The sequence below is a fragment of the Gramella sp. Hel_I_59 genome (genome assembly GCF_006714895.1).
Lineage (GTDB): Bacteria > Bacteroidota > Bacteroidia > Flavobacteriales > Flavobacteriaceae > Christiangramia.
Genome location: NZ_VFME01000001.1, coordinates 710,491 through 728,550, shown reverse-complemented (window position 1 = coordinate 728,550; position 18,060 = coordinate 710,491). Strand labels below are relative to the sequence as shown.

Below are 18,060 nucleotides of genomic sequence, written 5' to 3'. Positions count from 1 at the left end.
ATTATTAATTATCTCCTTGCAGAAACCACATTTTTACTGAATACCTCTCTGTCGGTAGCAACTCTAAGAATATAAACCTGATTTGCTTTCATTCTGAAATCTACAGCTAATTCAGTTCTATCTCCTTTCGTTACTTTTCGATCTTTGTAAGTTCTCAATAATTGACCTTTAAGATCATAAACCTGTATAGTAACGTTTGAAGTATATTCAAAGTCATATTGTACAGTTAACCTTTCTTTGAAAGGAACAGGAGAAGCCTTGAAGCCACTTGTCACCGAAGAGGAATTCTTGGTAGGCTTACCTTTGCCTGGTCTTGTGTCTTCTTGCTCTTCACATCCCTCTGAAGGGGCTGATGTTGCTTTAGATCCACCAAGTGTACAACCGGCGTTGTTCAATTCATCCAAATAACTACCAGCTGCACCAGCGTTACTGAAATTATCCTGAACATACACTATCAACTCAGCCTCAGTAACGATTTCGTAGTTCACGTCACCATTACATATATTTAGTAATGCAGCTACAGATTGTCTACCTAAATTGTAGATTCCGCCACCACCCTGGTTCAGCACTTCCAGCAAGGTTTTACCCTGTAATTGTGAAGGAGTACTATTTCCAAATACATCAGAATACAAGGTGCAGGTTGAATAACAAGACCATCTGTCTGTATGATTTTTCCAGTAACCTAAAGTACATCCCTGGAAATTTTCACATATTGGTTCTTCCAATCTAATCTCAGTTCTTCCGGAATCACAGCCATTATCGCTTAAACCGAAGATAACATAGTCACCTGGCGGAAGATCAAATCCTGCTAGAGATTGTTTTTCGGCGTACAACACAGTTTCACCACTAGTAATTCTATAGGTAAAGAATTCTGTATCGATATTAGAATTTGCTCCAACTCTTATCACTACATTACCCAAACCAGTATCACAATCGGGTTGAGTTATTGTTAAATCAAGAGGGAAATTAGTTGCAGGTATTTGCTGAATTTCTACTTGTCCAGAATCGCTCACACAACCATCTTCACCATATTTGATTACAAAATCATGAAGCCCTATTGAAAGTGAAATCGCTCCAACATATAGCTCAAAGGATAATCCATCATCAAAACTTATATAAAGATTCTGTGGATCACCAAGGAAGATAAAACTACCATCACCACCAATACAGTCTGCAAGCTGGGTTTGAATTTCTGGAATCACTATTTCATCAGGTTCGGAAATAATAATACTATCAATCGCTAATCCACATTCATTAGCATCTGAAACTACAATACCATATTCCTGAGGAGTCAAACCACTTAGCATAAGTACTCCAAACTCATTAAAATCTCCATGTTGTGAGGTATAAGGAGGTGTTCCTCCAGTCGCTGTGAAAGTAATACTTCCATCATCAAATCCTGAGCAAGACACATCTTCTACCACAATCTGGACATCAAGAATGTCTGGCTCTGTGACCTGAATATCATTCAGATTATAGGTACAACCATTAGCGTCAGTGATCATCACTGAATACGTTCCCGCAGTAAGACCTGAGATGTCCTGGGTGGTCGCATTATTACTCCATAAATATGTGTAATCTGGCGTACCGCCACTTACACTTATATCGATGGATCCATCAGAATATCCATTACAACTTACATTGGTTGTAGCGTCCACTTCGGCTTCAAGGGTAGAAGGATCTTCTATTTCTATATTATCAATCGTATCAGTACAGCCATTAGCGTCGGTCACTGTTACTGAATAGAGTCCCGCAGCCACCCCAGATAAATCCTGAGTAGTCGCATTATTACTCCATAAGTATGTGTAATCTGGTGTACCGCCAACAACACTAATGTCAATAGCGCCATCTAATTCTCCATTACAAGTCGCGTTAGTGACTGATGTCACACTAGCTACCAATTCGTCTGGCTCATTGATCTGAATATTATCTATCGTATCAGTACAGCCATTAGCGTCGGTCACAGTCACTGAATAAGTTCCGGCAGGTATGCCTGAGATATCCTGTGTAGTCGCACTATTACTCCATAAATACGTGTAGTCTGCTGTTCCACCACTCACGCTGATATCAATAGCGCCATCAGAATCTCCATTACAACTTACATTGGTAGCGTCATCTACTTCAGCCATTAACTCATCTGGCTCTGTGATCTGAATATTATCTATCGTATCGCTACAGCCATTAGCATCGGTCACAGTCACTGAATAAGTTCCGGCAGGTATGCCTGAGATGTCCTGGGTGGTCGCATTATTACTCCATAAATACGTGTAGTCTGCTGTTCCACCACTCACGCTGATATCAATAGCACCATCAGAATCTCCATTACAACTTACATTGGTAGCATCATCTACTTCAGCCATTAGTTCATCTGGCTGTCCTATTTGAATATCATTCAGATTATAGATACAACCATTAGCGTCAGTGATCATCACTGAATACGTTCCCGCAGTAAGACCTGAGATGTCCTGGGTGGTCGCATTATTACTCCATAAATATGTGTAATCTGGTGTACCGCCAACAACACTAATGTCAATAGCGCCATCTAATTCTCCATTACAAGTCGCGTTAGTGACTGATGTCACACTAGCTACCAATTCGTCTGGCTCATTGATCTGAATATTATCTATCGTATCGCTACAGCCATTAGCATCGGTCACAGTCACTGAATAAGTTCCGGCAGGTATGCCTGAGATATCCTGTGTAGTCGCATTATTACTCCATAAATACGTGTAGTCTGCTGTTCCACCACTCACGCTGATATCAATAGCACCATCAGAATCTCCATTACAACTTACATTGGTAGCGTCATCTACTTCAGCCATTAACTCATCTGGCTCTGTGATCTGTATATTATCTATCGTATCGCTACAGCCATTAGCATCGGTCACAGTCACTGAATAAGTTCCGGCAGGTATGCCTGAGATGTCCTGGGTGGTCGCATTATTACTCCATAAATATGTGTAATCTGGCGTACCGCCACTTACACTTATATCGATGGATCCATCAGAATATCCATTACAACTTACATTGATTGTAGCGTCCACTTCGGCTTCAAGGGTAGAAGGATCTTCTATTTCTATATTATCGATCGTATCAGTACAGCCATTAGCGTCGGTCACTGTTACTGAATAGAGTCCCGCAGCCACCCCGGATAAATCCTGAGTAGTCGCATTATTACTCCATAAGTATGTGTAATCTGGTGTACCGCCAACAACACTAATGTCAATAGCGCCATCTAATTCTCCATTACAAGTCGCGTTAGTGACTGATGTCACACTAGCTACCAATTCGTCTGGCTCATTGATCTGAATATTATCTATCGTATCGCTACAGCCATTAGCATCGGTCACAGTCACTGAATAAGTTCCGGCAGGTATGCCTGAGATATCCTGTGTGGTCGCACTATTACTCCATAAATACGTGTAGTCTGCTGTCCCACCACTCACGCTTATATCAATAGCACCATCAGAATCTCCATTACAACTTACATTGGTAGCGTCATCTACTTCAGCCATTAACTCATCTGGCTCTGTGATCTGAATATTATCTATCGTATCGCTACAGCCATTAGCATCGGTCACAGTCACTGAATAAGTTCCGGCAGGTATGCCTGAGATGTCCTGGGTGGTCGCATTATTACTCCATAAATACGTGTAGTCTGCTGTTCCACCACTCACGCTGATATCAATAGCACCATCAGAATCTCCATTACAACTTACATTGGTAGCATCATCTACTTCAGCCATTAGTTCATCTGGCTGTCCTATTTGAATATCATTCAGATTATAGATACAACCATTAGCGTCAGTGATCATCACTGAATACGTTCCCGCAGTAAGACCTGAGATGTCCTGGGTGGTCGCATTATTACTCCATAAATATGTGTAATCTGGCGTACCGCCACTTACACTTATATCGATGGATCCATCAGAATATCCATTACAACTTACATTGGTTGTAGCGTCCACTTCGGCTTCAAGGGTAGAAGGATCTTCTATTTCTATATTATCGATCGTATCAGTACAGCCATTAGCGTCGGTCACTGTTACTGAATAGAGTCCCGCAGCCACCCCGGATAAATCCTGAGTAGTCGCATTATTACTCCATAAGTATGTGTAATCTGGTGTACCGCCAACAACACTAATGTCAATAGCGCCATCTAATTCTCCATTACAAGTCGCGTTAGTGACTGATGTCACACTAGCTACCAATTCGTCTGGCTCATTGATCTGAATATTATCTATCGTATCGCTACAGCCATTAGCATCGGTCACAGTCACTGAATAAGTTCCGGCAGGTATGCCTGAGATATCCTGTGTAGTCGCACTATTACTCCATAAGTATGTGTAATCTGGTGTACCGCCAACAACACTAATGTCAATAGCGCCATCTAATTCTCCATTACAACTTACATTGGTAGCGTCATCTACTTCAGCCATTAACTCATCTGGCTCTGTGATCTGAATATTATCTATCGTATCGCTACAGCCATTAGCATCGGTCACAGTCACTGAATAAGTTCCGGCAGGTATGCCTGAGATGTCCTGGGTGGTCGCATTATTACTCCATAAATACGTGTAGTCTGCTGTTCCACCACTCACGCTGATATCAATAGCACCATCAGAATCTCCATTACAACTTACATTGGTTGAAGAATCGACTATAGCCTGAAGTTCTGTAGGTTCTCCTACCATTCCTTCAGTATCATAGGTACATCCATTAGCATCGGTAATAGTAACAGAATAAGTTCCTGGTGCTAATCCAGTTGTAGTTTTAGTGGTTTCTCCATTGGACCACGAATAAGTATATGGCGCTAATCCGCCAACAGGAAGTGCTTCTATTTCCGCATCGTTCAATTGATAACAGCTGGAATCTGTTGTACTAACAGCTCCAGAAAGTGGTGTTTCGACGTTCAGCTCATCTAGAGTACCACATTTTGGAGCAATATCGAGAACTCCCTTGGAAGTTATATTCGTAGTTATGTTAGTACAACTATTTTTACTTGACTGGTCCGTAACCTGTGATGCATCAGTCCATGCAAGATATAAATTTGTAATTTTTAAATTGGTGCCACAGGTATAATTGATAGGAGGATACGGCAGTTCTGTAATCGTATTAGCCGGCAAACCATCAGTATCGTTACAGCCGGAAATTGTTTCCGTAGAAATTAAATTACCTTCAGCATCTCTAACTTCCAGCGTACCAAAAAAAGCAAATGTAGGCCGGAAAGAACCAGTTTTATTATTAATAGATAAGATCAATGGGAAGCTTTGTTGTGTACCTTCATCACAGTCCACGCAAGTTGGTGCATCCAACCGCGCCTGTACTACTAGTAAATCTTGTGAAACACAATCTGTTTGGGGCGGTAATGGAGGTGTTTGAGCTACGGCTTCAAATATCGAAATCATCAAAACGACAAGCATTAGAATGCTTTTATGTGTTTTAATTGATAGTGATCTGAAAGAATCCAAGCTTCGTAAAAGACTGAATTGAGTAATTTTTTCCATAATGATTGATTTAATGGTTAGAACCATAGCAAGCATTAGAGAGTAGATATTAGACCGGGCAGCCTTTAATGAAAAAATAGAGTATGAAGTATCACCTGTATAGAACAGTTTGTAGTGCATACTTGCACTGGCTCATCGAGGGGTGTAGAAAAGAATTTCAGAACTAAAGGAGACTCCAACCAGGAGTTAAAGAACTGAATATTAATTACTTAAATTTAGTGAATATTACCGATGGATATACTAAATTATTTATGAATTGTTTAAAATTGGGGGAAACCACCCAGTATATGTTGACCGAAAAGTTCAATTAAAAAAAACGATTTTAAGCCCTTATATTTCAGGTATTCTCAATTTAAAACATTCAAATTATCATATCCTCAAAAGTTGTAGTTAAGATTTTCTTGATGCTCTTCCTTTAATCAGTTTTAACTAACTTTAAGAGATTTATATAGAAAAGGAAGATATGGGAATAAAGGAACAGGGGTTGTACTCTCCTCTAAACGAGCGTGATAACTGCGGAGCAGGGTTTATATGTAATTTAAACGGAGAAAGGACTAATAATATCATACATAAAGCCATCGATATTTTAATCAGGCTGGAACATCGAGGTGCAGTCAGTGCCGATGGAAAAACTGGAGATGGTGCAGGAATTCTAATAGAAGTTCCACATGACTATTTCAGGAAAGTATGTGAATTCGAAATTCCAGATTTTAGAGAATATGCAGTAGGAATGTTATTTCTTCCGAAGAATAAGAATCAGGCTGACCTTTGTCGTACTATTTTTGAAAAACATGCAGCTAATCAAGATCTGGAAATTCTGGGCTGGCGTAAAGTTCCCGTAAATCACACCTGTCTTGGGAAAATGGCTTCTAATGTAGAGCCAGCTGTTGAACAGGTTTTTATAGGTAAGAAAACTGAGATGGATGAGCAGTCTTTTAATAAGAGATTGTACTCAGCTCGAAAAATTGCAGAACATGAGGTAGAAAATTCCGGTCTGGCACAAAGTGACTATTTCTATTTTTCAAGCTTATCCACCAATACTATAATATATAAAGGGCTACTCATGCCTCAGGATATAAATATCTATTACAAAGATCTTAATGATCCTGATGTCATCACCAAACTTTCCTTGGTACATCAGCGCTTCTCTACCAACACTTTCCCTACGTGGGACCTGGCACAACCTTTTCGTTATATGTGTCATAATGGTGAAATTAATACGCTTCGTGGTAATTTAAGCCGAATGAAGGCGCGAGAAGAGCTTTTCGAAAGTGAAGATTTTGGTGATGATATTAAGAAGATCATTCCGGTAATTCTGGAAGGTAAATCAGATTCAGCTTCCATGGATATGGCGTTGGAACTGCTATTACAAACAGGTAGATCCTTACCGGAAGCTATCATGATGATGGTTCCAGAAGCCTGGGAGAAAAACCCATCAATGGAAGATAGTAAAAAAGCTTTCTATGAATACAACGCCTGTATCATGGAACCCTGGGATGGACCGGCTTCTATTCCATTTACCGATGGAAATTATATTGGCGCGTTACTCGATAGAAATGGATTAAGACCTTCGAGATATACGGTTACCAAAGATGGATATGTGGTGATGTCTTCTGAAACTGGTGTTCTGGACATCAAGCCTGAAAATGTTCTCAAACATGGTAGACTCGAACCAGGAAAAATGTTTCTGGTTGATATGATCGAAGGTAGAATTATCGAAGATGAAGAAGTGAAGGAGAAAATAGTTTCCAGGCATCCTTACCAGGAATGGCTGGATAATAATCTTTTGCATTTATCCGATGTAAAATACACTGGAAACCAGACTCCGGTTGAAGAAGTGGATTATGTCACCAGGCTGAAACTCCATGGTTATACGTACGAAGATATTACCACAATTATCACCCCTATGGCTTCAAATGCTAAAGAAGCTATTGGATCCATGGGAACCGATATTCCACTGGCAGTACTTTCAGATAAACCTCAATTATTATTCAACTATTTCAAACAATTATTTGCCCAGGTTACCAATCCGCCTTTGGATGGAATCCGGGAAGAGATCGTTACAGATATTAGTCTGACTATTGGAGAGGACATCAATTTATTTGATATCATACCGGAACAGGCTAAAAAACTAAAAATTCAGAATCCGGTTATTTCCAATGAAGATCTTGATAAGATCAAATATATCGACTATCCAGGTTTTAAGGCCAGGAGTATTTCTATGCTTTATTCCGCAGAAAAAGGAATGAATGGTCTCGAAGACCGTCTGGAAGAAATGATCGTAGAGATCAAAGAGGCTGTGGATGATGGCTGTAACGTAATTATTCTTTCAGATAGAAATGTGGATAAAAGCCTTGCGCCAATCCCATCTCTACTAGCCTGCTCATTTGTTCATCATAGGGTGAAGGATTACAACCGAAGATCCAGTTTTGGAATTGTTATCGAATCTGCTGAACCTCGTGAGCCACATCATTTTGCTGCTCTCTTTGGATATGGCGCTAGCGCTATTAACCCATATATGGTTAATGAGATTATCTACGACCTTGTAGAAAGAAAAGAGATCAATATCGAAGATCCTGAAGTTGCTGTAGAGAACTTTAACGTCGCTATTGGAAAAGGGATCGTGAAGATCATGAATAAGATTGGGATCTCTACTTTACTTTCCTACCGTGGATCTCAAATCTTCGAAATACTCGGACTCAACAAGAAATTTGTAAATAAATACTTCTGTAATACTCCAACCAGGATCGAAGGGATAGGCTTATATGAAGTGGAAAAGGAAATTCAGAAACGATACAAGCATGCTTTTTTCCCACCAGAAACAGATTCTGATCTTGATCTTGAAATAGGAGGGGATTATCGCTGGAGAAGAAATGGGGAGCGTCACGTTTTCAACCCTGCCAGCGTTGCCAAACTACAACAAGCGGTTAAGCAAAATAGTTATGATACTTATACTGAATATTCGAAAATAATTAATGAGCAGACCGAAAGGTTAATGACCATTAGAGGAATGTTCAAATTCAAGGAACTAAATCCTATTCCTATTGAAGAGGTAGAGCCATGGACCGAAATTGTAAAACGTTTTAAGACCGGTGCTATGTCTTTTGGTTCTATAAGTAAGGAAGCACATGAGAACCTGGCAGTGGCCATGAACCGAATTAAAGGAAAAAGTAATTCTGGTGAAGGTGGTGAAGATCCCGGACGTTTTCAGAAGGATATTGATGGAAACTGGAGGAATTCAGCCATTAAACAGGTTGCTTCAGGGAGATTTGGAGTGAGTATCGACTATTTAACCAATGCAAAAGAAATTCAGATAAAGATGGCTCAGGGTGCAAAACCCGGTGAAGGAGGACAGTTACCTGGTCCAAAAGTGAATCCGGATATTGCCAAAACAAGAAATTCTACACCATATGTTGGATTGATCTCTCCGCCTCCCCATCACGATATTTACTCTATTGAAGATCTCGCACAACTTATTTTTGACCTTAAGAATGCAAACCGGGAAGCTAGAATTAACGTAAAACTGGTTTCTAAAATTGGTGTTGGGACTATTGCCGCCGGTGTTGCAAAAGCAAAAGCAGATGTAGTTTTGATATCTGGATATGATGGAGGAACCGGAGCTTCTCCGCTTACTTCGCTAAGACACGCAGGATTACCCTGGGAACTTGGAATTGCAGAAGCTCAGCAGACATTATTACTGAATAATCTACGAAGCAGGATCGTGGTAGAATGCGACGGACAATTAAAAACCGGCCGTGACGTAGCTATCGCTTGTCTCTTAGGAGCTGAAGAATTTGGTTTCTCCACCGCACCTTTAGTAGCATCTGGATGTATCATGATGCGGGCCTGTCATCTAAATACCTGCCCTGTGGGGATAGCCACACAGGATCCTGAACTAAGGAAGAATTTTAAAGGTACACCAGAAAATGTGATCAATTTCATGTATTTCATAGCGCAGGAATTGCGAGAGATCATGGCCCAGCTAGGATATCGAAGCATTAATGAAATGGTAGGTCAATGTCAGAAACTTGACATGAATAAAGCGATCAAACATTATAAAGCACAGGGAATAGATCTTTCTAATATTTTACATAAGCCGAATTTGAGCGAACAGGTTCCACTGGCAAATACTGAAAAACAGCTACACAACCTGGAAGGAGTATTGGATTTTCATATTCTGAAGCATGCTCACCCGGCGATCTATCGAAAAGAACAAGTAACATTAGAATACCCTATTGATAATACTAACCGTACAACCGGAGCCATTATTAGTAATGAGATTTCGAAAATTCACGGTGCAAACGGGCTACCTCCCAACACGTTAACTCTTAATTTTAAAGGATCTGCAGGACAGAGCTTTGGTGCATTTGCCGCTCGCGGACTAAACTTAAATATTGAGGGGAACTCTAACGATTACTTCGGAAAAGGCCTTTCTGGCGCAGTACTATCTATACGGAAGCCAAAGGAAGCAACATTCGCTTCAAACGAAAATGTCATTATTGGAAACGTTGCTTTATATGGCGCAACCGCTGGTGAAGCTTATATAAACGGTATCGGCGGAGAACGCTTTTGCGTTCGGAATTCCGGTGCAAAAGCCGTGATCGAAGGAATTGGTGATCATGGATGTGAATATATGACCGGAGGAATTGCAGTAATTCTTGGAGGAATAGGTAGAAACTTTGCGGCAGGTATGAGTGGCGGAACAGCTTACATTTACGATCCTGACCATAAAATAGACCGGAATAAGTTCAATATGGAAATGATCGAATTCGAAGAACTTTCCGAAGAAAATATCGCGGAAATAGAAGATTTGATCGTAAAGCATTATCAATATACAGAAAGTGATGTAGCTCGCGAAATATTGAATAATTGGGAGTCAAGTTCTGCTGGCTTTATAAAGATTATGCCTACAGAATACAAAAAGGCTTTACAGAAAATGAAAGAAAACAACGAGCAAACTCTTAAAACGGCGTAAGGTATGGGAGAGATTAGAGGATTTTTAGAATACGAAAGAAAAGATGAGGATACGATACTACCTCAGGACAGGATAAAGAATTATTATGAATTTCAGAAGGAGCTACCTACAGAAGAACTTAAGAAACAGGGAGGTAGATGCATGGATTGCGGAATACCATTCTGTCATTCAGGTTGTCCATTAGGTAACTTGATTCCGGACTTTAACCATGCAGTGTACAGAAATGAATGGCAAAAAGCACTCACAATCCTGCATGCAACAAACAATTTCCCTGAGTTTACGGGTAGATTATGTCCCGCACCTTGTGAATCAGCATGCGTATTAGGGATTATAGAGCCTCCTGTAGCGATCGAAATGATCGAGAAGTATATTGTAGAAAGAGGCTTTAAAGAAGGCTGGATAAAGCCTGAAATTCCTGCAGTGAGAACTGGTAAAAAAGTTGCCGTCATTGGTAGCGGACCTGCTGGACTGGCAGCCGCTCAGCAATTGAACAGAGCTGGTCATGAAGTTACAGTTTTAGAACGTGGTGCGAAACCGGGCGGACTCCTACGCTATGGTATACCTGATTTTAAATTAGAGAAGAAAATAATAGACCGAAGACTGGAAATTCTAGAAGCTGAAGGTATTATTTTTAAGACAGAAACTGAGGTTGGAAATAATTATGACATAGCAGAACTAGAAGGTTTCGACGCCGTTGTCCTTTGTGGTGGAGCTACGGAGAAGAGGAAATTACCAATTCCGGGTTCAGATGCTGAAGGGGTTGTGCAAGCAATGGACTTTCTCACTCATAATAATCAGTATGTAAATGGACTGCATCAGCTGGACAGCAAATACAACGCTAAAGGCAGAAATGTGATTGTTATTGGTGGTGGAGATACAGGATCAGATTGCGTTGGAACATCCAATAGACACGGAGCGAACTCGGTAATCAATTTCGAGATAATGCCTTTACCTGCAGAACAGCGTACAAAAGATAATCCGTGGCCATACTGGCCTTTTACCATGAAGACAAGCTCTTCCCACGAGGAAGGTGTTGAAAGAAATTGGAGTATACAAACCAAAGAATTCATCAAGGATGAAAGTGGTAAACTGAAAGCTCTAAAAACAGTGGAAGTAGAATGGATCAAAAGACCAGGTTCCAGACCAGAACTCAAAGAAGTAGAGGGATCTGAAAAAGACTGGCCTTGTGATCTCGCACTCCTCTCTCTTGGATTCACAGGACCAGAGAAATCGCTTGCGGAAAAAATGGGACTGGAAATAGATGAAAGAACTAATATTAAAGGAAGTAAATCCTATACTACTAATAAGAAGAATGTGTTTGTTGCCGGAGATATGCGTAGAGGACAATCACTAATTGTCTGGGCAATTTCTGAAGGACGTGAAGCAGCACATCATGTAGATAAATTCCTGATGGGTAAATCTAAATTGCCTGTAAAGGGAGATGGAGATCTTCCGCAAGTTTAGGACAATTAATACTAAGACTTAATAATACAAAAGCAGCCGATTGGCTGCTTTTGTATTATATATAGGTTGCTTGCAATCGATTCTATTGAAAGCTTCTATTTTATTAAGCTATTAGGGATTTAAAATCAACTTAAGCATTCAGTGTTTCAACTCTATAATTTCTATAATAAGAAGCCAGAGAGGAATTGCGTTAGTTCAAAAGAGATATATAGTCCCATCCAGTTTACGTAGATTGTATTAGCAATATAGAGAGACCAGCTGGCTTAAGTAGACAATTATAAACCTGTAAGTTGGATTCTAAGTACTAATGCACTCCTTGATTTTATTGCATAAAAAAACCCTTCATCTTTATGATGAAGGGTTTTAAAGAAGAAGGCGACGACATACTCTCCCACAATACAGCAGTACCATCTGCGCTAACGGGCTTAACTACTCTGTTCGGGATGGGAAGAGGTGAGCCCCGTTGCTATAGCCACCTTAAAAGGTAAGTTATAAGCTTCGAGCTTAAAACTGTTCTGATTTCTCAGAACTAATATCGTTGACATAATTAAAGAAACAAAAAAGTTACAAGTACCTGTACTACACTTATAAAATAAGCATTTGGCGGCTCTGAGGTTTTGCGGCCTCAGAGCCATCGCGCATCAAGCTTTACGGATTATTAGTACTACTCGGCTATGACATTACTGCCTTTACACCTATAGCCTATCAACGTGGTAGTCTCCCACGGTCCTTTAAAGAAATCTCATCTTGTGGTGGGTTTCGCGCTTATATGCTTTCAGCGCTTATCCCTTCCGAACGTAGCTACTCTGCAGTGCTCCTGGCGGAACAACAGATACACCAGAGGTTCGTCCAATCCGGTCCTCTCGTACTAGGATCAGGTCCACTCAAATTTCTAACGCCCACTGTAGATAGAGACCGAACTGTCTCACGACGTTCTGAACCCAGCTCGCGTGCCACTTTAATGGGCGAACAGCCCAACCCTTGGGACCTTCTCCAGCCCCAGGATGTGACGAGCCGACATCGAGGTGCCAAACCCCCCCGTCGATGTGAGCTCTTGGGGGAGATCAGCCTGTTATCCCCGGCGTACCTTTTATCCTTTGAGCGATGACCCTTCCATGCGGTGTCACCGGATCACTATGCTCTACTTTCGTACCTGATCGACCTGTATGTCTCTCAGTCAAGCTCCCTTTTGCCATTGCACTCTACGCACGGTTACCAAGCGTGCTGAGGGAACCTTTAGAAGCCTCCGTTACTCTTTTGGAGGCGACCACCCCAGTCAAACTACCCACCAAGCACTGTCCTTCCATTGGAAGTTAGGCTCTAAACAAGTAAAGGGTAGTATTTCAACAACGACTCCACCACACCTGGCGATGCAGCTTCAAAGTCTCCTACCTATCCTACACATCACTTGTTCAAAGTCAATACTAAGCTATAGTAAAGGTGCACGGGGTCTTTTCGTCCCACAGCGGGTAATCGGCATCTTCACCGATACTACAATTTCACCGAGCTCATGGCTGAGACAGTATCCAGATCGTTGCACCATTCGTGCAGGTCGGAACTTACCCGACAAGGAATTTCGCTACCTTAGGACCGTTATAGTTACGGCCGCCGTTTACTGGGGCTTCAGTTCAATGCTTCGCCGAAGCTAACATCTCCCCTTAACCTTCCAGCACCGGGCAGGTGTCAGGCCCTATACGTCATCTTTCGATTTAGCAGAGCCCTGTGTTTTTGATAAACAGTCGCCTGGATCTTTTCACTGCGGCCCCCCCATAAGGGGGGCGACCCTTCTCCCGAAGTTACGGGCCAATTTTGCCTAGTTCCTTAGCCATGAATCTCTCGAGCACCTTAGAATTCTCATCCCAACTACCTGTGTCGGTTTAGGGTACGGGTTGCCTCCACTCGCTTTTCTTGGAAGTCGCTCCTCTGGATTATCACGCTGGCCGTAGCTTTTGTGTACTATCGGGGTGTTACCACTCCCTTCAACGTACTATTCCGTCAGTACGCACCAAATTTACGCCTCCGTCCGCTTTAACGTGGGGCAAGTAGCAGAATATTAACTGCTTGTCCATCGACTACCCCTTTCGGGTTCGCCTTAGGTCCCGACTAACCCTCAGCTGATTAGCATAGCTGAGGAAACCTTAGTCTTTCGGTGTGCGGGTTTCTCGCCCGCATTATCGTTACTTATGCCTACATTTTCTTTTGTAACCGATCCAGCAAGCCTCGCGACTCACCTTCATCTCTGTTACAATGCTCCCCTACCACTATAGTAAACTATAGTCCATAGCTTCGGTAATATGTTTATGCCCGATTATTATCCATGCCGAACCGCTCGACTAGTGAGCTGTTACGCACTCTTTAAATGAATGGCTGCTTCCAAGCCAACATCCTAGCTGTCTGGGCAGTTCAACCGCGTTTCTTCAACTTAACATATATTTTGGGACCTTAGCTGATGGTCTGGGTTCTTTCCCTCTCGGACATGGACCTTAGCACCCATGCCCTCACTGATATGAATCATTTTATAGCATTCGGAGTTTGTCAGGAATTGGTAGGCGGTGAAGCCCCCGCATCCAATCAGTAGCTCTACCTCTATAAAACTATCTATATCGCTGCACCTAAATGCATTTCGGGGAGTACGAGCTATTTCCGAGTTTGATTGGCCTTTCACCCCTACCCTCAGGTCATCCCAAGACTTTTCAACGTCAACGGGTTCGGTCCTCCACTATGTGTTACCACAGCTTCAACCTGCCCAAGGGTAGATCACACGGTTTCGCGTCTACCACTACCAACTAAAGCGCCCTATTCAGACTCGCTTTCGCTACGGCTCCACAGCTGAACTGCTTAACCTTGCTGGCAACGGTAACTCGTAGGCTCATTATGCAAAAGGCACGCCGTCACCCCACTAAAGGGCTCCGACCGCTTGTAAGCGTATGGTTTCAGGATCTATTTCACTCCCTTATTCAGGGTTCTTTTCACCTTTCCCTCACGGTACTGGTTCACTATCGGTCTCTCAGGAGTATTTAGCCTTGGCGGATGGTCCCGCCGGATTCATACAGGGTTTCACGTGCCCCGCACTACTCAGGATACTGCTATGCTTTATATCAACTTTCCTATACCGGGCTATCACCGTCTTTGGCCAAGCTTTCCAACTTGTTCTAATTCATTGTACAAACAATGTTGCAGTCCTACAACCCCAATAAGTCCGTAAACTCATTGGTTTGGGCTTCTGCGCGTTCGCTCGCCGCTACTAGCGCAATCACTATTGTTTTCTCTTCCTCCGGGTACTTAGATGTTTCAGTTCTCCGGGTTCGCCTCCTTGCGGATACTATATCTTCAATATAGTGGGTTGCCCCATTCGGATATTCGCGGATCAATTTGTATGTGCCAATCCCCACGACTTTTCGCAGCTTATCACGTCCTTCTTCGCCTCTGAGAGCCTAGGCATTCCCCATACGCCCTTATCTAGCTTGTATGCGCTTTGCTTAATGCTCTAATCTATTCTAACTTGCGCTAGAACAGAAGTATTATAATGTATTACTTATATTAAATATTTCTATCTAATAGTGTTCTCGTATTCTTTGTTTCTTCAATATGTCAATGAACTTTTTTCCCGTAATAACGATAGAGTCTCGATGATCTTACAAACTAAAAACATATGTTTCCTGGTTGTTTGTAAAAACTATAACCCTCTCTATCTCTAGGAATTGTGGAGAATATCGGAGTCGAACCGATGACCTCCTGCGTGCAAGGCAGGCGCTCTAGCCAGCTGAGCTAATCCCCCATTATTTTAGTATCCAGCTAACCAGTTATTAGTTAACAGTACTTATAACGGCTACTCAACCTCTAAAATTTCCTTTCAATGTTTCAAATGAACTTATAAACCTGATGGCTTACTCTCTCAAGTAGTCTCAGGCAGACTCGAACTGCCGACCTCTACATTATCAGTGTAGCGCTCTAACCAGCTGAGCTATGAGACTGTCCATAATAATCGAATTGACATAAGAATCAAGACCAAATTGGTCTAGCTGAACTTCCCTTTACTAATTGTCGCTTGTGTCTTAAAGACACAAAGCTCTAGAAAGGAGGTGTTCCAGCCGCACCTTCCGGTACGGCTACCTTGTTACGACTTAGCCCCAGTTACCAGTTTTACCCTAGGCCGCTCCTTACGGTGACGGACTTCAGGTACCCCCGGCTTCCATGGCTTGACGGGCGGTGTGTACAAGGCCCGGGAACGTATTCACCGCATCATGGCTGATATGCGATTACTAGCGATTCCAGCTTCACGCAGTCGAGTTGCAGACTGCGATCCGAACTGTGATAGGGTTTGAAGATTCGCATCCCCTCGCGGGGTAGCTGCCCTCTGTCCCTACCATTGTAGCACGTGTGTGGCCCAGGACGTAAGGGCCGTGATGATTTGACGTCATCCCCACCTTCCTCACAGTTTGCACTGGCAGTCTGGCTAGAGTTCCCGACATGACTCGCTGGCAACTAACCACAGGGGTTGCGCTCGTTATAGGACTTAACCTGACACCTCACGGCACGAGCTGACGACAACCATGCAGCACCTTGCAATTAGTCCGAAGAAGGGTCTGTTTCCAGACCTGTCCAACTGCATTTAAGCCCTGGTAAGGTTCCTCGCGTATCATCGAATTAAACCACATGCTCCACCGCTTGTGCGGGCCCCCGTCAATTCCTTTGAGTTTCATTCTTGCGAACGTACTCCCCAGGTGGGTTACTTATCACTTTCGCTTAACCACTCAGCTCTCAATCGAGCCGAACAGCTAGTAACCATCGTTTACGGCGTAGACTACCAGGGTATCTAATCCTGTTCGCTACCTACGCTTTCGTCCCTCAGCGTCAATATATTATTAGTGATCTGCCTTCGCAATAGGTGTTCTGAGTAATATCTATGCATTTCACCGCTACACTACTCATTCCAACCACTTCATAATAATTCAAGAACAACAGTATCAATGGCAATTCTACAGTTGAGCTGCAGACTTTCACCACTGACTTATTATCCCGCCTACGGACCCTTTAAACCCAATGATTCCGGATAACGCTTGGACCCTCCGTATTACCGCGGCTGCTGGCACGGAGTTAGCCGGTCCTTATTCATACGGTACCGTCAAGCATCTACACGTAGATGTGGTTCTTCCCGTATAAAAGCAGTTTACAACCCATAGGGCCGTCTTCCTGCACGCGGCATGGCTGGATCAGAGTTGCCTCCATTGTCCAATATTCCTCACTGCTGCCTCCCGTAGGAGTCTGGTCCGTGTCTCAGTACCAGTGTGGGGGATCTCCCTCTCAGGACCCCTACCTATCGCCGTCTTGGTAAGCCGTTACCTTACCAACTAACTAATAGGACGCATACTCATCTTTAAGCCATAAATGTTTACTATAATCTCCAGGTGAAGTTTATAGACTATGGGGTATTAATCCACGTTTCCATGGGCTATTCCCCGCTTAAAGGCAGATTGTATACGCGTTACGCACCCGTGCGCCACTCGTCAGCAAATTAGCAAGCTAATCCCTGTTACCGTTCGACTTGCATGTGTTAGGCCTGCCGCTAGCGTTCATCCTGAGCCAGGATCAAACTCTTCATCGTTAAATCTTAAATATATTCAACAACTACTAAAGAAATTGCTCAGTATGACTTTTCTAGTCTTAATTCTTATACACTTGATTCTATCTCCTAAAAGATAAAACCCTTTGTCAATTCAATATATCAATGAACTTTAATTGGTCTCCCAATCTGTCTTGTTAAAACCTAAGGAATCGAACCTTATTCTATCACCCCATCCGGTGGTTTTCAGTAATTTCAGTCTGTAATTTTTGAACGTTTGCTTGCTCTCAAAGCGGGTGCAAATATACAACGCTTTTTCTTTATCAACCAAAACTTTTTTAATAAAATTTTTAGTTTCTTTTTCCAAAGCTTTCCCACCTTTAAAACCTGCCAACCTTCTTATGAACGTCGCTTCGTTTTCAAAGCGGGTGCAAATATAAAACTAGTTTTGCTCTCCAGCCAAATAAAATTTAAAGAAATTTAATTTTTATTTTTTTGCCTTAGACCAACTATAGCCTACCCTTTACATACCTTTCAGTGAACTCCCGCCT

Annotated in this window: 3 protein-coding genes, 2 tRNA genes and 3 rRNA genes; 2 read left to right on the top strand and 6 right to left on the bottom strand. The window is 42.3% G+C overall.

Features of this window, described 5'->3' with window-relative positions; all coding sequences use genetic code 11:
• Positions 1-8: 8 nt before the first annotated feature.
• On the bottom strand, positions 9-5,507 hold the full coding sequence (locus JM79_RS03230) for a SprB repeat-containing protein (protein WP_185739458.1): 5,499 nt from the start codon (positions 5,505-5,507) through the stop codon (positions 9-11).
• Positions 5,508-5,970: 463 nt separating this feature from the next.
• Here JM79_RS03230 and gltB point away from each other — a divergent pair, with 463 nt between their 5' ends.
• Entirely contained in the window at positions 5,971-10,482 is a 4,512-nt protein-coding gene (gene gltB / locus JM79_RS03225) for a glutamate synthase large subunit (RefSeq protein ID WP_141876781.1), read from the top strand.
• 3 nt (positions 10,483-10,485) lie between these two features.
• Positions 10,486-11,946, top strand: a complete 1,461-nt coding sequence (locus JM79_RS03220; protein ID WP_141876780.1) for a glutamate synthase subunit beta — start codon at positions 10,486-10,488, stop codon at positions 11,944-11,946.
• Positions 11,947-12,316: 370 nt separating this feature from the next.
• Here JM79_RS03220 and rrf read toward each other — a convergent pair.
• From rrf to JM79_RS03195, 5 genes are all read right to left on the bottom strand, one after another.
• Positions 12,317-12,426, bottom strand: a 5S ribosomal RNA gene (gene rrf, locus JM79_RS03215).
• Positions 12,427-12,583: 157 nt separating this feature from the next.
• A 23S ribosomal RNA gene (locus tag JM79_RS03210) occupies positions 12,584-15,417 on the bottom strand.
• 233 nt (positions 15,418-15,650) lie between these two features.
• Positions 15,651-15,724 (bottom strand) — tRNA-Ala (locus JM79_RS03205).
• Between the two features lie 122 nt (positions 15,725-15,846).
• Positions 15,847-15,920, bottom strand: a tRNA-Ile gene (locus tag JM79_RS03200).
• 101 nt (positions 15,921-16,021) lie between these two features.
• Positions 16,022-17,551: ribosomal RNA gene (locus JM79_RS03195) — 16S ribosomal RNA — on the bottom strand.
• Together the 16S, 23S and 5S rRNA genes with 2 tRNA genes alongside form the textbook arrangement of a ribosomal RNA operon.
• Positions 17,552-18,060 lie beyond the last annotated feature (509 nt).